At 65.8% G+C, this 22218-nt stretch carries 21 protein-coding genes; 9 read left to right on the top strand and 12 right to left on the bottom strand.

Annotation, left to right across the window (positions count from 1 at the left end):
• Positions 1 to 18: 18 nt before the first annotated feature.
• From ahcY to Q0Q48_RS00970, 7 genes are all read right to left on the bottom strand, one after another.
• Positions 19 to 1410, bottom strand: a complete 1392-nt coding sequence (gene ahcY, locus Q0Q48_RS01000) for an adenosylhomocysteinase (RefSeq protein WP_295132500.1) — start codon at positions 1408 to 1410, stop codon at positions 19 to 21.
• 156 nt (positions 1411 to 1566) lie between these two features.
• Positions 1567 to 1878 (bottom strand): HPr family phosphocarrier protein, encoded by a 312-nt coding sequence (locus Q0Q48_RS00995; protein ID WP_295132497.1) that lies wholly within the window; start codon positions 1876 to 1878, stop codon positions 1567 to 1569.
• Positions 1875 to 2279: a PTS sugar transporter subunit IIA gene (locus tag Q0Q48_RS00990; RefSeq protein WP_295132495.1), complete on the bottom strand. Its 405-nt coding sequence runs from the start codon at positions 2277 to 2279 to the stop codon at positions 1875 to 1877. The genes Q0Q48_RS00995 and Q0Q48_RS00990 overlap by 4 nt, the downstream gene beginning before the upstream one ends.
• A gap of 8 nt (positions 2280 to 2287) precedes the next feature.
• Positions 2288 to 3178 (bottom strand): RNase adapter RapZ, encoded by an 891-nt coding sequence (gene rapZ / locus Q0Q48_RS00985; protein ID WP_295132490.1) that lies wholly within the window; start codon positions 3176 to 3178, stop codon positions 2288 to 2290.
• A gap of 62 nt (positions 3179 to 3240) precedes the next feature.
• Positions 3241 to 3699, bottom strand: coding sequence for an HPr kinase/phosphorylase (locus tag Q0Q48_RS00980; RefSeq protein ID WP_295132483.1), 459 nt, complete (start codon positions 3697 to 3699; stop codon positions 3241 to 3243).
• Between the two features lie 8 nt (positions 3700 to 3707).
• The gene (locus Q0Q48_RS00975; protein ID WP_295132480.1) at positions 3708 to 5516 is read right to left on the bottom strand and encodes a stimulus-sensing domain-containing protein; all 1809 of its coding nucleotides are present in this window, start codon (positions 5514 to 5516) and stop codon (positions 3708 to 3710) included.
• On the bottom strand, positions 5485 to 6180 hold the full coding sequence (locus Q0Q48_RS00970; RefSeq protein WP_295132478.1) for a response regulator transcription factor: 696 nt from the start codon (positions 6178 to 6180) through the stop codon (positions 5485 to 5487). Before Q0Q48_RS00970 ends, Q0Q48_RS00975 begins: the two co-directional genes overlap by 32 nt.
• 120 nt (positions 6181 to 6300) lie before the next feature.
• On the opposite strand from Q0Q48_RS00970, the gene Q0Q48_RS00965 reads away from it, so the two are divergent.
• The 7 genes from Q0Q48_RS00965 to Q0Q48_RS00935 all read left to right on the top strand — a co-directional run bounded on the left by Q0Q48_RS00965 (position 6301) and on the right by Q0Q48_RS00935 (position 13517).
• Positions 6301 to 7020, top strand: a complete 720-nt coding sequence (locus Q0Q48_RS00965; protein WP_366915263.1) for a DUF2470 domain-containing protein — start codon at positions 6301 to 6303, stop codon at positions 7018 to 7020.
• Positions 7021 to 7202: 182 nt separating this feature from the next.
• Positions 7203 to 8810: a phosphoenolpyruvate carboxykinase gene (locus tag Q0Q48_RS00960; protein WP_295132474.1), complete on the top strand. Its 1608-nt coding sequence runs from the start codon at positions 7203 to 7205 to the stop codon at positions 8808 to 8810.
• A gap of 50 nt (positions 8811 to 8860) precedes the next feature.
• On the top strand, positions 8861 to 10708 hold the full coding sequence (locus Q0Q48_RS00955; protein ID WP_295132471.1) for an adenylate/guanylate cyclase domain-containing protein: 1848 nt from the start codon (positions 8861 to 8863) through the stop codon (positions 10706 to 10708).
• A gap of 117 nt (positions 10709 to 10825) precedes the next feature.
• Positions 10826 to 11995, top strand: a complete 1170-nt coding sequence (locus Q0Q48_RS00950) for a DUF3300 domain-containing protein (protein WP_295132468.1) — start codon at positions 10826 to 10828, stop codon at positions 11993 to 11995.
• On the top strand, positions 11992 to 12921 hold the full coding sequence (locus Q0Q48_RS00945) for a DUF2950 family protein (RefSeq protein WP_295132465.1): 930 nt from the start codon (positions 11992 to 11994) through the stop codon (positions 12919 to 12921). The genes Q0Q48_RS00950 and Q0Q48_RS00945 overlap by 4 nt, the downstream gene beginning before the upstream one ends.
• Before the next feature lie 29 nt (positions 12922 to 12950).
• Positions 12951 to 13172, top strand: coding sequence for a bacteriocin (locus Q0Q48_RS00940; RefSeq protein WP_295132463.1), 222 nt, complete (start codon positions 12951 to 12953; stop codon positions 13170 to 13172).
• A gap of 12 nt (positions 13173 to 13184) precedes the next feature.
• On the top strand, positions 13185 to 13517 hold the full coding sequence (locus tag Q0Q48_RS00935) for an HdeA/HdeB family chaperone (RefSeq protein WP_295132458.1): 333 nt from the start codon (positions 13185 to 13187) through the stop codon (positions 13515 to 13517).
• 10 nt (positions 13518 to 13527) lie between these two features.
• On the opposite strand, the gene Q0Q48_RS00930 is transcribed toward Q0Q48_RS00935, so the two are convergent.
• Both Q0Q48_RS00930 and Q0Q48_RS00925 read right to left on the bottom strand, forming a co-directional pair.
• Positions 13528 to 14421, bottom strand: a complete 894-nt coding sequence (locus Q0Q48_RS00930; RefSeq protein WP_295132456.1) for a formyltransferase family protein — start codon at positions 14419 to 14421, stop codon at positions 13528 to 13530.
• A gap of 6 nt (positions 14422 to 14427) precedes the next feature.
• The gene (locus Q0Q48_RS00925) at positions 14428 to 15177 is read right to left on the bottom strand and encodes an SDR family NAD(P)-dependent oxidoreductase (protein ID WP_295132453.1); all 750 of its coding nucleotides are present in this window, start codon (positions 15175 to 15177) and stop codon (positions 14428 to 14430) included.
• 98 nt (positions 15178 to 15275) lie between these two features.
• Here Q0Q48_RS00925 and Q0Q48_RS00920 point away from each other — a divergent pair, with 98 nt between their 5' ends.
• Entirely contained in the window at positions 15276 to 16634 is a 1359-nt protein-coding gene (locus Q0Q48_RS00920) for a glycosyltransferase family 1 protein (RefSeq protein ID WP_295132450.1), read from the top strand.
• Positions 16631 to 17977 (top strand): glycosyltransferase family 1 protein, encoded by a 1347-nt coding sequence (locus tag Q0Q48_RS00915; protein ID WP_295132447.1) that lies wholly within the window; start codon positions 16631 to 16633, stop codon positions 17975 to 17977. Before Q0Q48_RS00920 ends, Q0Q48_RS00915 begins: the two co-directional genes overlap by 4 nt.
• Here the strand turns inward: Q0Q48_RS00915 and Q0Q48_RS00910 are convergent.
• From Q0Q48_RS00910 to polA, 3 genes are read right to left on the bottom strand one after another with little or no spacing between them, the layout of a single operon-like run.
• Entirely contained in the window at positions 17958 to 18575 is a 618-nt protein-coding gene (locus Q0Q48_RS00910; protein ID WP_295132444.1) for a glutathione S-transferase, read from the bottom strand. The two genes, Q0Q48_RS00915 and Q0Q48_RS00910, sit on opposite strands and share 20 nt — an antisense overlap.
• A 19-nt stretch (positions 18576 to 18594) precedes the next feature.
• Positions 18595 to 19266 carry a hypothetical protein gene (locus Q0Q48_RS00905; RefSeq protein WP_295132441.1) on the bottom strand — a complete coding sequence of 224 codons (672 nt, stop codon included), beginning with the start codon at positions 19264 to 19266 and terminating at the stop codon, positions 18595 to 18597.
• 9 nt (positions 19267 to 19275) lie between these two features.
• Positions 19276 to 22197, bottom strand: coding sequence for a DNA polymerase I (polA, locus tag Q0Q48_RS00900; protein ID WP_295132438.1), 2922 nt, complete (start codon positions 22195 to 22197; stop codon positions 19276 to 19278).
• Positions 22198 to 22218 lie beyond the last annotated feature (21 nt).

The raw sequence follows: 22218 nt of genomic DNA, 5'->3' as shown, positions 1-22218 counted from the left end.
ATGCACGCCTGTGGGCGATTAGTAGCGGTAGAGGTCGCCCTTGAACGGGCCGGCCTCGGGCACGCCGATATACTTGGCCTGGTCGGGACGGAGCTTCGTCAGCTTGGCGCCGACCTTCTCCAGGTGGAGCGCCGCGACCTTCTCGTCGAGGAACTTCGGCAGCGTGTAGACCTGCTTCTCGTACTTGCCGGGGTTGGTCCACAGCTCGACCTGGGCCAGCGTCTGGTTCGAGAAGGAGGCCGACATCACGAAGCTCGGATGACCGGTGGCGTTGCCCAGGTTCACCAGGCGGCCTTCCGACAGTACGATGATGCGCTTGCCGTCCGGGAACTCGACCTCGTCGACCTGCGGCTTCACGTTGTGCCACTTGAAGTTACGCAGCGAGGCGATCTGGATCTCGCTGTCGAAGTGGCCGATGTTGCAGATGATGGCGCGGTGCTTCATCGCCTTCATGTGGTCGAGCGTCAGCACGTCGACGTTGCCGGTCGCGGTCACGAAGATGTCGGCCTTGGGCGCCGCTTCTTCCATGGTGACGACCTCGTAGCCCTCCATCGCGGCCTGCAGGGCGCAGATCGGATCGATCTCGGAGACCATCACGCGGCAGCCGGCCTGGCGCAGCGAGGCGGCCGAGCCCTTGCCCACGTCGCCGAAGCCCGCGACCATCGCGACCTTGCCCGACATCATGACGTCGGTGCCGCGACGGATGCCGTCGACCAGCGACTCACGGCAGCCGTAGAGGTTGTCGAACTTCGACTTGGTCACCGAGTCGTTGACGTTGATGGCCGGCCACAGGAGCTTGCCTTCCTTCGCCATGTTGTAGAGGCGATGCACGCCCGTCGTCGTCTCCTCGGTGACGCCGCGGATCGAGGCGCCGAGCTTGGCGTACCAGCCGGGCTTTTCCTTGTTGGTCTTGAGGATCGCCTTGTAGAGGACTTCCTCCTCCTCGTTGGTCGGCTTGGAAACGAGGGAGGGATCCTTCTCCGCGCGGGCGCCGAGATGGACCAGCAGGGTGGCGTCGCCGCCATCGTCGAGGATCATGTTCGGCTCGCCGCCGTCATGCCATTCGAAGATCTTGTGGGTGTAGTCCCAGTATTCCTCGAGGCTCTCGCCCTTGATGGCGAAGACCGGCGTGCCAGCCTTGGCGATCGCCGCAGCGGCATGGTCCTGCGTCGAGTAGATGTTGCACGAGGCCCAGCGCACATCGGCGCCCAGCGCCTTCAGTGTCTCGATCAGTACGCCCGTCTGGATGGTCATGTGCAGCGAACCGGCAATGCGCGCGCCCTTGAGCGGCTTCTTCGGGCCGTATTCCTTGCGGATCGACATCAGGCCCGGCATCTCGGTCTCGGCCATGTCGAGTTCCTTGCGACCCCAGTCGGCGAGCCCGATATCCTTGACGATGTAGTCGGCCATTTGGCGCTCCTTCTATGCCGGCGTCGGCAGGCGACGAATTGTGAAAAGCGGGCGTGTCATAACAGCGGTGCGGGACCGCCTCAACGCGCCGGATCAACATATAAGCAAGAATTTATGTCGATATGCGCGAGGCTTTATGCCGGGCGCGCAGGGCCTTCAATCTTCGCCGAACTTGCCCTCGACGAGCGTTGAAATGGCTGCCATCGCGTCTGCAGCCTGCCGGCCCGAGCAGATGAGCTCGATCGAGCTGCCGATGCCGGCGGCCAGCATCATGAGGCCCATGATCGACAGCCCCGAGACTTCCTGGCCCTTGTAGGAGACGCGCACGACGGCATCGAACTGGCCGGCGGTGCGGACGAACTTGGCGGCGGCACGGGCGTGCAGGCCGCGCTTGTTGCCGATCGCCAGGCTCCGCTTCAGGGCGCCGATGCCGGCCTCCGCACTCGAATTTTCTGCGATGTCGGTCACGAAGCTTCCTTGGCCAGGATTCGGGAGGCGACGGTGATGTATTTGCGGCCGGCTTCCTGCGCCATGCGCACGGCTTCGGCGATGGGCCGCGTGCGGACGCTGGCGAGCTTCACCAGCATCGGCAGGTTGACGCCGGCCAGCACTTCGACCCGCGCCTGCTCCATGATGGAGATCGCGAGATTGGAGGGCGTGCCGCCGAACATGTCCGTCAGCACGATGACACCCTCGCCCGTCTCGCAGGCGCGGACCCTCTCCAGTATTTCCCCGCGTCGTTTTTCCATGTCGTCGTCGGCGCCGATGCAGACGGTCGACATGCATTGCTGTGGACCGACGACATGTTCCAGCGCGGCTTTGAATTCCTGCGCCAGATTGCCGTGAGTCACGAGTACGATACCAATCATTCTGTGCTCTACCCTGCGCCCCCGGCCTCCCCGGCCGCCCCGACGTCCCGGTGCGAGAGAGTGACGGACCGGCCCGCACTCCGCAACCAGTCTGCAAGCTCCTCGGCCAGCGCCACGGACCGGTGCTTGCCGCCGGTGCAGCCGATGGCGATGGTCAGATAGCTCTTGCCCTCGGCGTCGAAACGCGGCAGCAGCGGCCCGATCAGCCCTTTCAGCCTGTCGACAAATGGATGGTAGTCGGGGTCGGTTGCGATGAACGCCGCTACCGCCGGATCGCGGCCGGTGAGGGGTTTCAGCGCCGGATCGTAATGCGGATTCTTGAGGAACCGGGCGTCGAACACCAGGTCGGACTCGCGCGGCAGGCCGCGGCGGAACGAGAACGACATCACGGAAATGCGCGTGCCGACACTGAGGCCGAGGCTGAAATGGCCGGCCAGGATCTGCTTCAGGCGGTGCGGCGAAAGCGACGACGTGTCGAGGGAGACGTCGGCTGATTCGCGCATCCAGCCGATCTGCCGCCGTTCCTCGATGATGCTGTCGACCACCGGGCGGTCGGGCGCCATCGGATGCGGCCGGCGGGTCTCGGTGTAGCGCCGCTGCAAGGTCTCGGTGTCGGCGTCGAGGAACAGCAGCCGGACGGCAAGGGCTGGATGCTTCCGCAGTTCGCCGATACGGGCCACGAGTTCCCGGGCGTCGAAGCCGAAGGTACGGGTATCGATGCCGAGGGCGAGCGGTCTGGCTTTCTCGCCCGCGTCGCCGCCGGTCGAGCGCATGAGATCGTCGAGCAGCGGCAGCGGCACGTTGTCGACGGCGACATAGCCCAGGTCGTCCAGCACGTTCAGCGCGGTCGCGCGGCCAGCGCCGGACAGGCCGGTGACCACGACGAACGGCCGGCGCATGTCGCGTTTCGTGTCGGGGGCGGGGGAAGTCGACGTGTCCGGCATGGGCTGTGCGCCGCAAATCATGCCGCTGCGATCTGCGCGAGGGCAAGGCGCAACTTCGCAGGGGCGGACGCCTCGAAGGGCGCGAGGGCCACGACCGGCAGGTCGATGCCCAGCAGATTTTCATGGGCCGGGTCGGGCAGGCGTTCGATGCGGTCGGGCGGCACGAGATCGACCAGGAGGGCGATCGTCGCCCGCGCGAGCAGTCGGGTGCGGCCGAGCTTCACGATGCCGACTCCGCGGACCTCCAGTAGGCCGGCAATCGTGCCCGGCGGCGTGCCGACGAGGCCCTTGCCGTGCTGGATCAGCGCGGTCTGGTCGTCGGCCACCAGGCGGGCGCCGGCCTCGACGAGGCGAAGCGCGAGATCGGACTTGCCGGCGCCCGACGGACCCCGCAGCAGGACGCCGCGCCAGACCTTGCCGGGACCCTGCAGGGCGATGCAGGTCGCGTGGACATAGGTCGTGACCTTGATCGCCACTCAGTACGTCACTTGCGACCGCTGGCCGCGGGCAGCCGTACGGTGAAGCGGGCGCCCAGCACCTTGCCGTCGGGACCGCGCCGGTTGGTGGCCGCGATCGTGCCGCCGTAGGTTTCGACGATCTGCCGGCAGATCGACAGGCCGAGGCCGGAATGCTGGCCGAAATGCTCGGTCGGGCGCTCGGAGTAGAAGCGCTGGAAGATCGATTCGAGATTGTCCTCGGGGATGCCCTGGCCCTCGTCGTCGATGGTGACGACGAAGGGGCCGTTGCGTGGCTCGCGGCTCAGTTCGACGAGAATGCGCGAGCCCTTGGGCGCAAAGGACAGGGCATTGTCGATGACGTTGCGGAACACCTGCCCGTAGCGGCCGTCATGGCCGTGCGCGATGAAGGGGGGATTGGCGGCGACGCGGAACTCGACCTCGACGCCGGACTTCTGGTTCGCGGTCACCGCGTAATGGTGGACCATGTCCCGCAGCAGCTTGTCGAGATCGACCGGCCTCACCTCGCCGCGCATCAGTTCGGCGTCGAGCCGCGAGGCGTCGGAGATGTCCGAGATCAGCCGGTTGAGCCGATTGATGTCGTCCATGACGATGCCCATCAGCTTGGCGCGGCGCTCCGCGTCGAGATTGGGATGGCCCGCCATCTCGATGGCCGAGCGCAGCGAGGTCAGCGGGTTCTTGAGTTCGTGCGCGACGTCGGCGGCGAAGCTCTCGATGGTGTTGATGCGCAGCCACAGCGCCTCGGTCATCGAGCGCAGCGCATCGTTCAGGTCGCCGATCTCGTCGCCGCGCTTGCCGAGGTCGGGAATCTCCGGCCGGCTCTCGCGCGCCAGGCGCACTTCGTCTGCGGCGCGGGCGAGGCGCACGATCGGCTGCGTGATCGTGCCGGCGAGATAGAGCGACAGCAGCACGGTGATGCCGAGTGCCGCCGCGGCGATCGTCAGCATGTCGTAGCGGACTTCGCGCAACGAGGCGGCAATGGCGCGGTTGTCGCGCGTCAGGAGGAGGGCGCCCAGCACCTGCTTGTAGCGCTGCACCGGCACCGCGGCGCTCAGCATCAGCCGTCCCTGCCCGGCGCTGCGCACGGCCGACGCGTTGAAGCCGCGCAGCGCGCTGGCCGCCTCGGGGAAGTCGCGCAGGGTCGGCACGGGCTTTTCGACATATTCGGGATAGTGGTGGACGCGGGAAAGCTGGCGGGCCAGCCAGTCGCTGACGCGCTCGCCGATACTGGCCTGGGTTTCGGACTCGGCCGGCACCTCGGGCGGCGGCAGCGGCACGACATGGATGCGTCCCGCCTCGTTCAGCATTGCCGAATCGCCCAGCAGCTCGCCGGTCTCGCTGAACAGGCGTGCCCTCACGCCGGTCGGGCGGACCAGCCGCGTCAGAAGCTGGCGTGCGGCCTCGGTGTCCATGCGATTCACCGTGGTCTCGCCACCGACCACCGCGACCTCGCCGATGCCGGCCGCCACCATCTCGCCCTGCACCAGCAGCGAGGCGAGTTCGGTGTCGATCAGCTCCTCCTCGTAGTCGCTGAGATAGACCGCACCGAGCGTCAGCAGCGCGACCGGGATGAGGTTGAGCAGGAGGATGCGCCGCGTGAGCGGCGAGTAGCCGCGGCCGGTGCTGCGTCGCCGGCGCAGCAGCGACGGCGACTCGGCCGCGCCAGCCGGTGCAGCACCGCCGGTCGCGGCTGGTGCCCTGCGCAACATGCGCGGAAACAACCGGCCGAGCGCCGTGGCGATCCGGGAGCCTGTGGTCTGGTGCCCGAGCGGCCGTGCGCCGGGGTCAGGAGTCGCGATATCGGTATCCGATGCCATACAGCGTTTCGATCTGCTCGAACTCGCCATCGACCTCGCGGAACTTTCGGCGGACGCGCTTGATGTGGCTGTCGATGGTGCGGTCGTCGACGTAGATCGTCTCGCCGTAGGCCGCGTCCATGAGCTGGTCGCGGTTCTTCACGTGGCCGGGTCGCTCGGCGAGCGACTTCAGGAGCAGGAACTCCGTGACCGTGAGGTGCACTTCCTTGCCCTTCCAGGTGCATTGATGACGGCTCGGGTCGAGGACCAGCTCACCACGCACGATGCGCTCGGCGGCGGATTCGCCCTTGGCGCCCCCCACATCGGCCCGACGTAGCACGGCGCGGATGCGCTCCAGCAGCAGGCGTTGCGAGAACGGCTTGCGGATGAAATCGTCGGCGCCCATGCGCAGGCCCAGCACCTCGTCGATCTCCTCGTCCTTGGACGTGAGGAAGATCACCGGGAACTGCTGCGTCTTGCGAATGCGGTTCAGCAGTTCCATGCCGTCCATGCGCGGCATCTTGATGTCGAAGATGCCGAGATCGGGAGGCGACTGGTTGAGGCCTTCCAGAGCCGATGCACCGTCATTGTAGGTCTTGATCTGAAACCCTTCGGCTTCGAGCAGCATCGACACCGACGTGAGGATGTTGCGGTCGTCGTCGACGAGGGCGATGTTCTTGCGCACGGCTTGGCTTCTCCTGCAGCGGACAACGGCTTCTCTATCATGCTATCATAGACCAGACCGCCGCCGCCGCCTTCCGGTCCACGATATTCACCGAACAATTGCGGCTTTTTTGATCCGAAAATGACCCAAGACGACATGTCCCGCACCGTGCGCGGCCTCTTGCGCGCCCTCGACCGGGCCGCCCTGGCCACCCTCCTGCCGGGCGAACCGGCCGGCTGGCCCTATGCCTCCCTGGTCCTGGTGGCGGTCGATCACGACCTGTCGCCGATCCTTCTGCTGAGCGATATGGCCGAACATACAAAGGCGATCAAGGCGGACGACCGCGTCGCCCTGCTGTTCGACGGGACCGGCGGACTGGACCAGCCGCTGACGGGCCCGCGGGCGACCGTGCTGGGCCGGGCGGAGCGGACCGGCGACGAACGCCTCAAGGCACGCTTCCTGGCACGCCATCCGGACGCCGCGCTGTACGCGGGGTTCAAGGATTTCGGTTTCTATCGCATCGCGCTGGAGCGGGCCCATCTGGTGGGCGGCTTCGGCAAGATCCGCTGGATCGATGAGGCCGAACTCGCTCCGCCGCGGGCCGAGGGCCTTGCCGAGGCCGAGGCAGGCATCATCGATCATATGAATGCCGATCACGCAGATGCCATTCAGCTCTATGCCGCAAAGTTGATCGGCCTGGCCGGCGACGGCTGGAAAATGACGGGGATCGATCCCGAGGGAATCGATCTGCGGCGAGGCGGGGAGGTGGCGCGCCTTGCGTTCGATGCGCCGTTGCAGGCGGCCGGCGAGGCGCGCAAGGTCCTGGTGCACCTGGTGGCCAGGGCCCGCTCGATACCGTGATTCCACCGTGGCGGGTGGAAGGTTTCGCGTCGCAGCATTCTTCTCGCGAGTGCGAAGGCCGATTCACACGCCTGTCACCACTAACTTGTCGCAAGGGACTTGCCTCCCCGCGGCCCTGCCAGTAGCGCATAGTAGTCAAACACCTCAGCCATTCGGATCGGCCGGAAAGCAGGAGAAACGCTGTGCATCAGGCGGGCTTCATCGTACCCAAATTTGGACTGGAAGCGCTCGGACTCAAGAACCTGAGCAATGTCTACTGGAACCTCCAGGTTCCCGCGCTCTACCAGGAAGCGATTCGCCGGCACGAGGGCGTGGTGGCTGACGGCGGCGCGCTGGTGGTGCGGACCGGCATCCACACCGGTCGCTCGCCCAACGACAAGTTCATCGTCGAGGACTCCGAGAGCAAGGGTCGCATCGACTGGGGCAAGACCAACAAGCCGATCACGCCCGACCGCTATCGCGCGCTCTACAACCGCATGATCGCCTACGCGCAGCGTCGCGATCTTTTCGTGCGCGACTGCTGGGCCGGCGCCGACCCTGCGCATCGCATCGGCGTACGCGTGGTCAACGAGACGGCGTGGCACAATCTCTTCGCCCGCAACATGTTCCTTCGGCCCAAGCCCGAGGAACTGGAGGGGTTCAAGCCCGAGTTCACCATCCTGAACCTGCCGGGCTTCCAGGCCGACCCGAAGCTCGACGGCACGGCGTCGGACTGCGCCATCCTGGTGAACTTCACCGAACGCGTCGTGGCGATCTGCGGCACCTGGTATGCCGGTGAAATCAAGAAGTCGGTGTTCACGATCCTGAACTACCTGCTGCCGGACAAGAACGTCCTGCCGATGCACGCCTCCGCCAACCTCGGTCCGAACGGCGACGTCGCGGTCTTCTTCGGCCTGTCGGGCACCGGGAAGACGACGCTGTCGGCCGATCCGACGCGTACGCTGATCGGCGATGACGAGCATGGTTGGGCCGAGGACAGCCTGTTCAACTTCGAGGGCGGTTGCTACGCCAAGGTGATCAAGCTCAGCCGCGAGGCCGAACCGGAGATCTATGCCACGACCGGCCGCTTTGGCACGGTGCTCGAAAACGTCGTGATCGATCCGGCGACCAGCCGCCTTGACCTCGACGATGGCGCCCATACCGAGAACACCCGCGCCTGCTATCCGCTCGACTTCATCCCGAATGCTTCTGATACCGGCATTGCGGGCACGCCCGAGAACATCGTGATGCTGACGGCCGACGCGTTCGGCGTGCTGCCGCCGATCTCGCGGCTGTCGCCGGAGCAGGCGATGTACCACTTCCTTTCGGGCTACACGGCGCGCGTCGCCGGCACCGAGAAGGGCGTGACCGAGCCGCAGGCGACCTTTTCGACCTGCTTCGGCGCGCCGTTCATGCCGCGCCATCCGACCGTCTATGCCAAGATGCTGGGCGAGAAGATGGCCCGCCAGAACGTCAAGTGCTGGCTCGTCAACACCGGCTGGTCGGGCGGCGGGTTTGGCGTGGGCGAACGCATGTCGATCCGTCACACGCGCGCGATGGTGCGCGCCGCGCTCGACGGCACGCTGGCTTCGGTCCCGTCCTCGGCCGACCCGCACTTCGGCATGCAGGTGCCGAACGCCTGCCCGGACGTCCCGGCCGAGGTGCTGAACCCGAAGAACACCTGGAAGGACAAGAAGGCCTATGACAGCGCCGCGCGCGATGTCGCCCAGCGCTTCGAGAAGAACTTCCAGCAGTTCGAGAGCCATGTCGACGACAAGGTCAACAAGTCGGCCATCCGCGCCGCCGCATGACCTGACGGGACATCGCTTCCGCGCGGCGGACATCCTATGATGTCCGCCGCGTGAGCCAGATTGTCGAAACAGCCCCTGCGAAAGCCCCCTCGCGCCGCCCCTGGCGGATGCCGCTGGTCGCTGCGCTGGCGCTGGCCTTCGTCTCGCTCTCGCTGATCTCCGGCGTCGCCTACATCGTCGTGCTGGCCGGTGCGACCGGCACCGCCGAACGGCTGCTGGTCGACCGGGCCGCCCGCGTGGTCGATGCCCAGGTGGCGCTGGTCCGCAGCCGCCTCGATCCCGTGAGCGAGCAGCTCGAGCTGATCGCGGCCCTCGCCGCCGGCGGCCGCGTCGACATCGAATCGCCGGTCGCGGTACGCGAGCTGCTGGCCGTGATGATGCAGCGGGTGCCTGCCGTCTCGGCGGTCGGCTTCGCCACGCTCGATCTCAAGCTCCATCGCGCCGTGCGTGAGCCCGACGGCACGATCGAGCGCGAAACCCTCTCGCTGGTCGACCAGCCGCAGGGCATGGAGCGCTTCCGCCAGCTGCAGACGGCGCAGCACACCTTCTGGGGGGCCCTGTTCTGGAGCGAGACGATCAAACAGCCGGTGGTCAACGTGCGCACACCGGTGAGGCGCATCGACAATGCCTTCATCGGCGGACTGATCGCCACGGTGGCCGTCGGCGATCTCTCCTATCTCATCGGTGACCCGAAATCCGGCGGCGATGATCGCTATTTCATCCTGGTCGGCCGCGACCACGTGCTTGCGTCGCGTCGCCTGATCGATCCGCGCGGGCTCGGCCTCTCCGAGCAACGCCCCTTGCCCACGATCAAGGAGGTGGACGATCCGGTCCTCGCCAAGATCTGGGATCCGCCGGTTCGTTCGCCGCAGATCGACCGCGCACTGGGGGCCTTGGGCCATGTCGTCGAGGAGGGCGGGCGGCGCTGGGTGTTCGTCTATCGCGAGCTCAGGCGGTTCGGGCCCGAGCCTTGGCTGGTTGGGCAGTATTTCCCGATCGAGGACGCGACCGGCGATCTCGACCGGCTGACCAACGGGGCGATTGTCGGTGGCATCACGCTGGCTGTCGCCGCGCTGCTTGCGCTGGTCATGGGGCTCAGCATGGCGCGGTCCATCCGCACCCTGACCTCTGCGGCCGAGCTGATCGAGCAGCTCAAGTTCGACGAGCCGTTCCATCGCAAGTCACGGCTGCGGGAGATCGACGACGCCGGCCACAGCCTCGACAAGGCACGCGGGGCGCTGAAATGGTTCGGTGCCTATGTGCCGCGCCGCCTGGTCTTCGGTCTGATGGAACTGGGGGAGGATGCGGTGGCGTCGCGCCGCCGGGTCGTTACCGTGATGTTCACCGACATCGTGGGCTTCACGCCGCAGGCCGAGGAGCTGCCGGAGCAGGAAACGGCCGACATGCTCAACCATCATTTTGCCCTGCTGGGCAGCTGCATCGAGAACGACCAGGGCGTGATCGACAAGTACATCGGCGACTGCGTGATGGCGGTGTGGGGCGGCCTGTCTTCCATGGAGGACCATGCCGACCACGCCGTCCATGCCGCGCTCGAGATGGGGCGCGTCGTGCACGAGGACAATCTGCAGCGCATCGCCGCCGGCAAGAAGGCCGTCCGCCTGCGTGTCGGCATCCATTCGGGCCCGGTGATCGTGGGCAACATCGGCGCGCCAGGGCGGGTCAACTACACCGTGGTCGGCGACACGGTGAACGTGGCGCAGCGCTTCGAGCAGATGGGCAAGGAGTTCATGGGCCCTGACGAGGACGTGATCATCCTGGTGAGTGGCGACACGATCGCGGCGATGAAGCATCCCGAAGCGCTGGGCGAATTGCCCAAGCCGGAACTGCGGCAGGTGAAGGGCCGGGACGAGCCGGAGCAGGTTTATCGCCTCATGTAACGGGCGCCACGTGGGCGGGCGCCTCCTGTGACGAGGTGCTGCGCTGGACGGGAAGCGGTCTTCGCAAGTAGTGTGCCGCAGGCTTCTTTACCGACATTGTGAGGGAACGAGCAGGACATGGAACGACGCAAACTTCTTGCATTGTCGACGGCCGCGCTCGCTCTCGCCCCCTTCCACGGGCTGCGCGCGCAGGACTCGAACAAGCCGTTCACGACCGAGCAGCTCGACCAGATGCTGGCGCCCATCGCCCTCTATCCCGACGCGCTGCTGTCGCAGGTCCTGATGGCCGCGACCTACCCGCTCGAGGTCGTGGAAGCAGCGCGCTGGTCGCAGGCCAATCCCAATCTCAAGGGCGACGCCGCCGTTGCGGCGGTGAAGGACAAGAGCTGGGACGTCAGTGTGAAGTCGCTCGTCGCATTTCCGCAGACGCTGCAGATGATGAGCAACCAGCTCGATTGGACGCAGAAACTCGGCGACGCGATGATCGGCCAGCAGAAGGACGTCGCGACGGCGGTCCAGCGGCTGCGCGCCAAGGCGCAGGCCGCCGGCAACCTGAAGTCGACCCCGCAGCAGACGGTAACGACCCAGTCGAGCGGCGGCGCCAGCGCGATCGTCATCGAGCCGGCCAATCCCGAGCTGCTCTACGTTCCCTATTACAATCCGGCCTGGGCGTATGGGGCCTGGCCCTATCCGGCGTATCCGCCGCCCTATTATCCGCCGCCGCCGAACTACGGTGCGGCGCTGATGACCGGCATGATGTTCGGCCTGGGCGTCGCCGCGGGTGCGGCCATGTTCGGCGGCTGGCACTGGGGTTACGGCGGCGGTGGCTGGGGCAACAGCTACACGACCGTGAACGTCAACCGGGCGACGAACATCACCAACAACTTCAATGCCGACCGCTATCGCAACGGCCAGTGGAGCCACGACCCGGCGCATCGCGACGGCGTGCCCTACCGGACGCCCGCCGAGCGGCAGGAGTTCGGCCAGCATCGTCCCGATTCGGCGGCGCAGCGTGAGCAGTTCCGCGGCCAGCTCGACGGGCGTGGCAACTACACGCAGCGCCCCGGAGAGAATCGGGCCGGCGAGAACCGGCCGGCGGAGAATCGCAGCTTCGAGAATCGGACGGCCGGCGATCGGGGCGCTTTCGGTGACATCAACCGCGGCGGCAGCGGCGCCACCCGCGACTTCGACCGTGGCAGCCAGTCCTGGGGCAACCGCAGCTGGGGTGGCGGCGGCGAGCGCTTCGGCGGCGGCGGCGAAAGGTTCGGGGGAGGAGGACGGCGATGAGCGGCACGATGTTCCGGCGCGGTCTCCTGGGCCTCGCGGTTTTCGTCGGTCTTGCAGGGGGCCTGGCCGGTGGTGCATTCGCCCAGCAGGCGGCCAAGCTCCAGGGGTTCCCGACAGCCGAGGCGGCCGCGACCGCCTTCACCGACGCGGTTCGCAAGGGCGACCAGAAGACATTGGGGGCTCTGCTGGGGCCGCAATGGGGCGAGTTCGTCCCGACGACGTCCGCGCAGCGTGAGGAGCGTCGGAAGGCCTATCTCGCCGCGTGGGACGAAAGCCATGAGGTGAAGGTCTCCGGTGACAAGGCGACCGTCATGGCCGGCAAGGCCGGCTGGACCTTGCCGATCCCGATCGTGAAGGACGGCGCGGAGTGGCGCTTCGATCCGGTCGCCGGCTGGCGCGAGATGCGCCTGCGCCAGATCGGCCATGACGAAGCCGCCGTCGTGCAGACGATGCTGGCGATCGTCGATGCCCAGCGCGACTACGCGGCCATGGATCCGATGAAGACCGGTTCGCCGGTTTATGCACGGCGCCTTCTCAGTTCGCCCGGCCGCAAGGATGGTCTCTACTGGGAGACCAAGGCCGGGGAGCCGCAGAGCCCGCTGGGGCCGGCGGTTGCCCGCGCCCAGGCCGACGGCAACTCTCCCGACGGCCATTACGGCTACTATTTCCGCCTGCTCTACGGACAGGGCGCGGCGGCGCCCGGCGGCGCGCGCGATTACATCGTGAATGGCCGCATGATGGGTGGTTTCGGCGCCATTGCCTGGCCGGTGCGCTATGGCGTGACCGGCGTGATGACCTTCATCGTCGACTACAAGGGCGAGGTCTACCAGCAGGACCTGGGGCCCGAGACGGCGCAAAAAGCAGGCATGATCAACATCTTCAATCCTGATAAGGGTTGGGTGAAGGCGGACATGACGCCTCCGTGACGGTGGCGTTGGCGAAGGGGAGAGGTGTGATGAAGACGAAGATCCTGACGCTGGTCGTCGCGGCGGGCTTCCTGGGCGGTTGCAACACCAGCAACCTGTCGGATGGCCAGACGGGCGCGATCGTCGGCGCCGCGGCCGGCACCGGCATTGGCCTCGCGACTGGCGGCAGCTTCGGCGCGGTGGTCGGCGCCGGCCTGATCGGCGGCGCGGTCGGCTATCTCGGTGGCACCGCCATCGGCAACAGCAAGTAAGGGGAGATGCGTATGACCTCCAGATTCCTCCTCTCGCTCGCGGCTCTCGTCGGCGTCTCGGCCTCCGCCCAAGCCCAGATGCCGCCGCTCAATTTCGACCAGGCGGCCTACATCACCTGCCGCGAGGCGCATGCGATGAACCCGGAAGCCCGCAAGGCGCTGGCCGTGTTCCTCGCGGAGCATTCGGCGCGGGTGCGCGGCGTCATGATCCCCGATGGCGAGCAGGGCGCCCAGCTCGCCCATCTGGTGCGCGGCGGCTGCACCCTGTCGCCGGATGCGTACCTGTTCACGGTGGTCGATCGTGCCATCGTCGCCGAGAGTTCCAAGCTCCCGAAGCGCCGCTAGTTACATCCAGCTACGGCTTCCAGCGGGTCACGCCGAGAGCTGCCAACACCAGGTGGGCGGCGTGACGTAGCCGGCAGAGGCGAAGGCCTGCGCGTCGGAAGTCCTCCATCTGGAGCGCCGTCGGATACCCCAGATACTGGCCATCCGAGAGCCGCTGCGGTTGTCCTGCGGTCCTGTCGGTCGCGAGACGCGCCACTGCGGCCGGCAGGGCGCGCGCACCGGCCAGGAAGAATTGCGTCGTCAGTTCCCCGACCGAGGTTGCGCCATCGATCGGCACTTCGACCTGGGCAATGATGCGGCCGGCGTCGATCGTGCGATCCTCAATCGCGTGAACCGTGGCCCCTGAAATGTGCTCCCGCCTCGCCTGTGCCCAAAGTACGGGACAGGGGCCGCGCAGTTTGGGAAGCAGGGACGGATGAACATTCAACGCAGCCACCTTCGGCAGGCCGATCAGCGGTGGCTGCAGGATCTGGTCGAAGTTCATGACGACGATGAAGTCGGGAGCGCACGCCTGTACGGCGGCAAGCGTTTCGGCGGAATTGACGTAGGATGTTTCGACGAACCGCGCATTATGACGCCGCGCCAGCTCGGGCAATGTCGCCAGTGCCGGAGTTCGGCGAGTGACCCGCGAAATCCAGCGCGCGAAATAGGCGACGATCGGCACCGATATCAGGTCGAAGCCTAGCCAGAGATTGAGCGGGATGCCGAAGCGCCGGAAGCCGGCGGTCGTCTGCTCCCAGAAGGTGCCGTGACTGGAGCCGAACCGCCGCGAGGACAGGACGAGACCGATGTCGTTCCCGAGTTCCGCGAACATCGCGTTCAATGCCGGGAGGCAACACAGGCTGTCGATATGGCAAAACACGATCGTACGCGTCTTCTGCCCGTTCTCCGGAGCGGACGCCATGCCGCCCTACTCCTTCAAGATCCGCGCACTCAGCCAGACCGGAAGCAGCGCCGTGAACCAGACGCCGAGGGCGACGCCAAAGGGGAAGGCGATGCGCGGTCTGTTGCGGGCGAGACCGTGGCGGATGATCTGCGAGGCTCGCGCGGCACTCATCGATTTGGGTCTGGGATCGGCGATCGCGTCGCTCATGCGGCTCGCCACATAGCCCGGGCAGACGACGCTCAACCCGACATTGGCTTTTGCGAGTGGGAATCGAAGACTCTCCCCCCAGACGCGTATGGCCGCCTTGCTCGCGTTATACGAAGCGGAGCGTGGGCGGCCGAAGAAAGCCGCGAGGGACGAAATCACGCCAACCTGTCCCTGGCGCCGCGCCATGAGGCGATCAATCAGCGGCTCGACCGTGTTCAGTACGCCCGTGACGTTGACCGCGATGGTCCTGTGAGCCGAGTCGAAGGGTTCGATGCCCAGGTTGTTCTGGTCGAGCGATATCCCGGCATTGGCAACCAGCAGGTCGACGGGATGGGCATCGTCGAATGCCTTCAACCAGAGTGCCATTGCGGACCGGTCGGTGGTGTCGACAGTCTCGGCAAGCACTGTCGCTCCCCTGGTCCGGCAGGTGTCTGCAACCGCAGACAGCCGCTTGGCGTCACGGCCCGTCAGGCCAAGAACGATGCCGGGCGCAGCATAGTCGATGGCCAGGGCTTCCCCGATGCCACTCGAAGCGCCAGTGATGATGATATGGCGGAATGTTTTCATGTTGGGCAAATGCCTTGAAATGATAGTGACCTTGCGAGTGCTGGACCACGCAATTATGTTGGCCGACAGCGCATTGACCGATGGTCGAAAGTCGGGACGTGACCCGTAGATTGCTGTTCGACGTCACCGGGCTGCTTCACTGGTACGCCTTCTTCTCGAATCCCTCTGGCACACAAAGGGTGGCTGAAAAGCTGCTTTCCTCGACGGCTGTTCAGCAGAACAGGCAGGTGGAGTTCGTGGCGCGGGCGCTCGGCGGCGACGAATTATACAGGGTCGATGGTGGCACATTGCGTGATCTCCAGGATCCGCGGCGGCGCCGGGCGGCGATAGCGCGCCTGCGCGCCCTCTTCACGATGACCATGCGACAGGCACGGCCAAGGGGCCCGCTGTCGGACATGACCATTATCCATGTTCCCTACTTCCTGCTCGGCATGGCCCATCTGGCGCCGTTGGTCGAGGCTTGGTTCAGCAGGCGATTGCCGACCGCCTTGCCGTCGCTGGAAGTCGTGCGGGAGCCCGGGCCGCAGGACATGTTTTTCAACTCAGGGGATTTGTGGTGGCAGAACCACTACGCCCCGTTCGTGCTTCGGCTGAAAGCCCGCACGGGGGTGAAGGTCGTGCAGTTGATCCACGATCTTTTCTTTATCGAACGGCCTGACTGGTTCTCACCAGCCTTCGCGCGCACTTTTACGTCCACCTTTGGCGGGGTTGCACCTGGCGTCGATCGCTGGCTGGCCAATTCGACCTTCGTGAAGGAACAGCTGGAGGCTTACATGGAAAGCCACCTGCTGCCTCCGAGACCTGTCGAGGTCCTTCCCATGGGCTGGGACAGTTTCGCGGCTTCAAGCGGAGAGGATCGCCCCGGCGCCGCGGCGGTGCTCCGGCGCTACGGCATCGTCGGTCAGCCATTCATCCTGTTCGTCGGAACCGTTGAGCCGCGCAAGAATCTGGCAACGCTCCTCGATGTCATGGAGGACCTGCGCCGGGACCTCGGTGGGCGCGTTCCAGAGTTGGTTGTCGTGGGCGGTTACGGCTGGAGCGCGAAGAGTCTTGCGGCGCGCCTGTGGCGCAGCCCGCAAACCAGGTGGCTGACCAGGGTTCGCGACGCCGATCTGTCTGCCGTCTATCGCGCCGCGCTCTTCACCGTATCACCTAGCTACTCCGAGGGATGGGGACTGCCGGTGCAGGAGAGCATCGCCCATGGCGTGCCCTGTATCGCCTCGACCGGCGGAGCGCTGCGTGAGTCCGGTCGGGGCCTCGCCGTTCACTTCGATCCATTGAATCCGGCGAGCTTGAAGTCTGCGATGGCCCATTGGATCACCGATGGCGCCGCCCTCCGGCGAGAGCGGATGAGAATTGCCGAGGCCCTGGACTCGGAGCATTTCCCGACCTGGGACGATGCGGGAGAGGTGTTGCTGAAGCAGGCGATCCTCGATGGGAACGGACGCGACCCGTGAGTGCAAGGGTGCTCTACGACCTGACGGGGCTGGTCCATTGGTATGCCTACTTCCGGCACCCCGGCGGCGTGCAGAGGGTCATCGAGAAGGTGGCCTCTTCCGATGTCATCCGCCAATCGTCCGCGGTCGAGTTCGTGGTGCGCATACTCGGCAGCGATCGATTCTACAGGATCGAACCCGAACTGATTGCCGACCTCGCCAGCAGGCGCTCGTCGGCAATTGCGCGCCTGCGACGCATCCTGGCACAGGGATTGAGATTGGCGTCGCTGCAGGAAATCGTGTCCGAAGGTCGATATTTCCACTTGCCGTATCTGGCGGCCGGCCTGACCCGGATGGAAGGTCTCATCGAGGCCTTGACGGAAGGAGCCGCGGGGCGCTCGTCGCCCGTGCTCGATATCGTTGCGCCGCCTGGCGCGCAGGACACGTTGTTCAATCCCGGCGACCTATGGTGGCAGAAGAAGTATGTCGCGACGGTCGCTGGCTTGAAGAAGCGAACGGGTGTGCGGATCGTCCAGATGATCCATGACCTCTATCTCATCGAGCGGCCAGAATGGACTCCCGCCGATTCGGTGCAGATCTTTGCCGGGCAGCTTCAGGGGATCGCCCCGAGCGTGGATTGCTGGCTGACCAGCTCGCAGTTCGTCAGGCAACAGGTGCAGCGCTATCTCGCCGACCGATCGGTCCCCGAAAAGCCGATCACTGTCCTGCCGATGGGCTGGGACAGCTTCGAGGCCTTGCGCGACGTGGGCCAGAATCGTCTCTCCGACCGGCTGGTCCTTGGGCGTCACGGGCTGATCGACAAGCCGTTCATTCTGTCGGTCGGCACGATCGAGCCCCGCAAGAATGTTCCGGCGCTGCTCGATGCAACTGATGAACTTCGCGCACGATTTGGCGACGTCATGCCGCGTCTCGTGATCGTCGGTGGCTACGGCTGGAAAGCAGCCGATGTGCGGGCCCGGCTGGCATCTGGATCCCGCAACGGCACCCTGGTCTGGCTCGAAAATCTTTCCGACAGCGATCTCGGGGTCCTTTACAGGAACGCTCTCTTCACGGTCATGCCGAGTCACGGTGAAGGCTGGGGGCTGGCGGTGCAGGAGAGCCTTGCGCTCGGGGTGCCCTGCATCGCCTCGGATGCCGGTGCGACGCGCGAGGCCGGCCTCGATCTCGCGACCTACTTCGATCCCTCGAGTGCCGAAGGCTTGACGCGGGCCATGGCCGCCTGGATCTCCGACGGCGAGGCGCTGACGGCGGCGCGGGATAGGATCGCGCAGGCGCAGGCGACACGGACGTTTCCCAGTTGGAACGATGCGGGAAGCGTGCTGCTCAGGTCAGCTTTATCATGACGTGCCTGGCATAGGCCGGGCGCGTCGTCAGCCGCTCGTACCATGCCCGCAGGTTCTTCAGCTCCGGTCGTTCGATTTCAAGTGCATACCAGCGGTAGACGAAGCAGCCGACCGGAATGTCGCCCATCGTGAACTGGTCGCCTGTGACGTAGCGCCGGCCCGCGAGCCAGCCGTCGAGCCGGCCGAACAGCTTGCCGGCCTCCGTGGCGGCCTTGCCGATCGCCGCCATGTCGCGCTTCTCCGGCGGCGTGCGGATCAGGCCCCAGAAGGCGAGGCGCATCGGCTCGGCGATGGTGCTGAGCTGCCAGTCCATCCATCGGTCGGCCTCGCTGCGCAGGCCCGGCTCCGTGGGCCACAGGCTCCCCGCAGCATACTTGGCCGCGAGATAGCGCACCGCCGAATTGCTCTCCCAGACGATGCGCCCGCCCTCGTCGATGGTCGGCACGACGCCGTTGGGATTCATGTCGAGGTACCATTTCTGGTCGTTGCCCCCGAACGCCCCGCCGACGTCTTCGCGCTCGTATTTCAGCCCGCACTCGTCGGCGCACCACAGCACCTTCATCACGTTGATCGAATTGGCGCGGCCCCAGATTTTCATCGGATCATTCTCCTTGTATTCAGCATTCCCATTCCGGCTTGCCATCGATGATGCGCAGGACTTGCTTTGCCGTCGGATCGTCGTTGGTAAAAAACGGCTCCCCTTCGAATCCGATCCGCGTGTCGTCCAGCCAGACGGGATTGGGGCGCAGAGCGTATTGCTGGCCGGCTCCCGGACAGGCTGGCATGGTCTTCACCTCGAGAATCGTCGGGGGATTCGTCTCCATATCTATGATCTGCAAGCCATTGCCGTAGGCTGGCGACAGGTCAGCTGCAACTGCGTGGCGACCGGACGGTGACAGAAGAGGCGGCGCGAATACCGGCGTGAGATGGCCATCGCGCTCCGAGATCAGGAAGGCCGTCCTTCCTTCGTAGAGGCCGACATCGATCACGTATTGACGATGCTTCGGCCACCAAGCCACCAGCTCGTGTCGGCGGACACTGTCAACAGGGCAGGCGTATGCAATGCAATCGACGATCCGCGCCGTTCGGTTGTCGTCGAGTCTAAGCCATAGGACGCCGCTCATGCGAACAGCTTGCTCGGGGATCGAAGCGAGTACTGCAGCCTCGGGTGAAAGGGCTGCGCTTTTGCGCTGGTCTTCGCAGCAGGTCCTGTTCTCGATTGTGACGTCTGACTCCGCGTGCACTGGCATCGCCAGGAGAAGAGTCAGAGTCGCCAAAATCGCGCGCATCGCTCGCTCCTAGTGCGCCGCCGCCCAGTTGTCGCCGACTCCGGTGTCGACGACCAGCGGCACCGTGAGCGAGGCGGCGCCTTCCATGATCTTGCGGGTCACGTCCCTGGTCTTGTCGAGCTCCTTCTCCGGCACCTCGAACAGCAGTTCGTCGTGGACCTGCAGGAGCATCCTCGCCTTGAGGTTGGCCGCCGTGAGCGCGCCCGGGAGGCGGATCATGGCGCGCTTGATGATGTCGGCGCCGCCGCCCTGCAGCGGGGCGTTGATTGCAGCGCGTTCGGCGAAGGCGCGCATGCCCTGGCTCTTGTCGTGGATGAAGCGCAGATGGATCTTGCGGCCGAACGGTGTCAGCACGTAGCCGTGCTTGCGTGCGAAATCCTTGGTCCGCTCCATGTAGTCGCGGATGCCGGGATAGCGCTGGAAATACTTGGCGATGTACTCCTTGGCCTCCTGCTGGCCGATGCCCAGCTGGTTGGCGAGGCCGAAGGCCGAGATGCCGTAGATGATCCCGAAATTGATCGCCTTGGCGCGGCGGCGCATCAGCGGGTCCATGCCCTTCACCGGCACGCCGAACATCTCGCTCGCGGTGATGGCATGGATGTCGTCGCCGCGCGCGAAGGCTTCCTTCAGCGCGGGAATGTCGGCGACGTGCGCCAGCAGGCGCAGCTCGATCTGCGAATAGTCGGCGCTCAAGAGCTTGTAGCCTGTCTCGGCGATGAAGGCCTGGCGGATCTTGCGGCCTTCCTCGCTGCGCACCGGGATGTTCTGCAGGTTGGGATCGGTCGAGGCGAGGCGGCCGGTCGCGGCGCCGGTCATGTGATAGGAGGTGTGGACGCGGCCTGTCTTCGGATCGACCTGGCGCACCAGCGCATCTGTGTAGGTGCCCTTGAGCTTGGCGAGCTGGCGGTGCTCCAGGATCTTCACCGGCAGCGGATGGCCCTGCGCCGCGAGGTCTTCCAGTACCGAGGCGTCGGTCGCCCACGAGCCGTTCTTGTTGCGCTTGCCGCCAGGCAACTTCTGTTCGTCGAACAGGATCTCGCCCAGCTGCTTGGGCGAGCCGACGTTGAACTCGCGACCGGCGATCTTGTGGATCTCGCCTTCGAGCTCGGCCAGCCGCTTCTCGAAATCGGCGCTCAGCCCCTTGAGCTTCAGCGCATCGACCTTGATGCCGGCGCTCTCCATCGACAGCAGGACCGGGATCAGCGGCCGCTCGATCGTCTCGTACATCGAGGTGACGCGCTCCGGGACCAGCCGCGGCTTGAGGCGCGCCCAAAGCTGCATGGTGACGTCGGCATCCTCGGCGGCGTAGTCGCGCGCCTTGTCGAGCGGCACCTTGTCGAAGGTCACCTGCTTGGCTCCGCTGCCGGCCACGTCGGAGAACTTGATGGTCTTCTGGCCGAGATGCAGCTCGGCCAGCTCGTCCATGCCGTGGTTGTTCTTGCCGGCGTCGAGGACGAAGGAGATCAGCATCGTGTCGTCGACCGGGCCGATTTCGATCCCATGCCGACGGAACACCGCCATGTCGTACTTGATGTTCTGGCCGACCTTCAGAACCGCCGGGTCTTCCAGCAGTGGCTTCAGCTTGGCGATCGCGACGTCGAGCGGAATCTGCCCCTCCAGCAGCTTGCCGGCATCCTGGGCGCCGCCGTCGCCCAGAAGATCGAGCGCCCCCTGCACGGCGGCGCCGGGGACACGATGCATCAGTGGCATATAGGCCGCGCGGCGGCGCCTCGAGTCGACGTCGCCCCAGGGACCTTCCAGCAAAGCCAGCGAAACACCGACCAGACCGGCATTGTTGGAATCGAGCCCATCGGTCTCGCAGTCGAATGCCACCGTGCCCGCCTTCGTCGCCTCGGCGATCCATTCGTCGAGCAGCTTCTCGTCCTGGATCAGCTCGTAGTCGGCGGTCGTGAAGTCGCGATTGGGCTTCTTCGACGAAGAGGCGGCAGGCGCCGGCGTCGGCTCGGCCTTCTTCGCCGGTGCTGGCGCGGAGGCCGGCGTCACCGGAGCGGTCGCGGCACCCAGTTCGCTCGTGAATCGCTGCAGCAATGTCCGGAAGCCCTGCTGTTCGAGCCACGGCAGCAGCACGTTGGGATCGGGCCGGCGCTTGTCGAAGGAATCGGGATCGGCCGGCGCCGGCACGTCGTCGCGCAACGACACCAGCTGCTTGGAGATGCGGATCAACTCGGCATTGTTCTCCAGCGATTCGCGTCGCTTGGGCTGCTTGATCTCCTTGGTGCGCTCGAGCAGCGTTTCGAGGGAACCGTACTCGTTGATCAGCTGTGCTGCGGTCTTGATGCCGATGCCCGGCGCGCCTGGCACGTTGTCGGTCGAATCGCCCGCCAGCGCCTGCACGTCGACGACCTTGTCCGGGGTGACGCCGAACTTCTCGAACACCGCTTCGGGCCCGAGCTTGATCTTCTTGATCGGATCCATCAGCTCGACGCCCGGCCGCACCAGCTGCATCAGGTCCTTGTCGGAGGAGACAATGGTGCAGGTGCCGCCGGCTTCCAGCGCCATGCGGGCGTAGGTCGCGATCAGGTCGTCGGCCTCGAAGCCTTCGAGTTCGCATACCGTGACGTTGAAGGCGCGGGCGGCCTCGCGGATCAGCGGGAACTGCGGGATCAGGTCTTCGGGCGGTTCGGGCCGATTGGCCTTGTACTTGTCGTAGATCTTGTTGCGGAAGGTGACGCTGCCGGCGTCCAGGATCATGGCGATGTGGTCGATCTCGGGGTTGTCCAGAAGATCGGCCACCAGCATGCGGCAGAAGCCGAACACGGCATTGATCGGCGTCCCGTCGGGCCGGTTCATCGGCGGCAGGGCATGGTAGGCGCGGAACAGATAGCCCGAGCCGTCGATCAGGTAGAGGTGACGGATCGGCTTGTTCTCGCCGTCTGCCGGGGTCGTCGCGGGAGCCTTGGATTTCGCCATGGCCAAGGCCTAGCACGCTGG

Source organism: uncultured Reyranella sp. (genome assembly GCF_945957355.1).
Classification (GTDB): Bacteria; Pseudomonadota; Alphaproteobacteria; order Reyranellales; family Reyranellaceae; genus Reyranella.
Note: the sequence above shows the minus strand (reverse complement) of the source record. Positions and strands in the feature narration are given on the sequence as shown.

Excerpts from the sequence above, each read along its gene's own strand:
- ahcY (WP_295132500.1), bottom strand. The coding sequence starts at position 1,410 with ATGGCCGACTACATCGTCAAGGATATCGGGCTCGCCGACTGGGGTCGC.
- Q0Q48_RS00990 (WP_295132495.1), bottom strand. The coding sequence starts at position 2,279 with ATGATTGGTATCGTACTCGTGACTCACGGCAATCTGGCGCAGGAATTC.
- rapZ (WP_295132490.1), bottom strand. The coding sequence starts at position 3,178 with ATGCGCCGGCCGTTCGTCGTGGTCACCGGCCTGTCCGGCGCTGGCCGC.
- Q0Q48_RS00975 (WP_295132480.1), bottom strand. The coding sequence starts at position 5,516 with ATGGCATCGGATACCGATATCGCGACTCCTGACCCCGGCGCACGGCCG.
- Q0Q48_RS00965 (WP_366915263.1), top strand. The coding sequence starts at position 6,301 with ATGACCCAAGACGACATGTCCCGCACCGTGCGCGGCCTCTTGCGCGCC.
- Q0Q48_RS00950 (WP_295132468.1), top strand. The coding sequence starts at position 10,826 with ATGGAACGACGCAAACTTCTTGCATTGTCGACGGCCGCGCTCGCTCTC.
- Q0Q48_RS00945 (WP_295132465.1), top strand. The coding sequence starts at position 11,992 with ATGAGCGGCACGATGTTCCGGCGCGGTCTCCTGGGCCTCGCGGTTTTC.
- Q0Q48_RS00940 (WP_295132463.1), top strand. The coding sequence starts at position 12,951 with ATGAAGACGAAGATCCTGACGCTGGTCGTCGCGGCGGGCTTCCTGGGC.
- Q0Q48_RS00935 (WP_295132458.1), top strand. The coding sequence starts at position 13,185 with ATGACCTCCAGATTCCTCCTCTCGCTCGCGGCTCTCGTCGGCGTCTCG.
- Q0Q48_RS00930 (WP_295132456.1), bottom strand. The coding sequence starts at position 14,421 with ATGGCGTCCGCTCCGGAGAACGGGCAGAAGACGCGTACGATCGTGTTT.
- Q0Q48_RS00925 (WP_295132453.1), bottom strand. The coding sequence starts at position 15,177 with ATGAAAACATTCCGCCATATCATCATCACTGGCGCTTCGAGTGGCATC.
- Q0Q48_RS00910 (WP_295132444.1), bottom strand. The coding sequence starts at position 18,575 with ATGAAAATCTGGGGCCGCGCCAATTCGATCAACGTGATGAAGGTGCTG.
- Q0Q48_RS00905 (WP_295132441.1), bottom strand. The coding sequence starts at position 19,266 with ATGCGCGCGATTTTGGCGACTCTGACTCTTCTCCTGGCGATGCCAGTG.
- polA (WP_295132438.1), bottom strand. The coding sequence starts at position 22,197 with ATGGCGAAATCCAAGGCTCCCGCGACGACCCCGGCAGACGGCGAGAAC.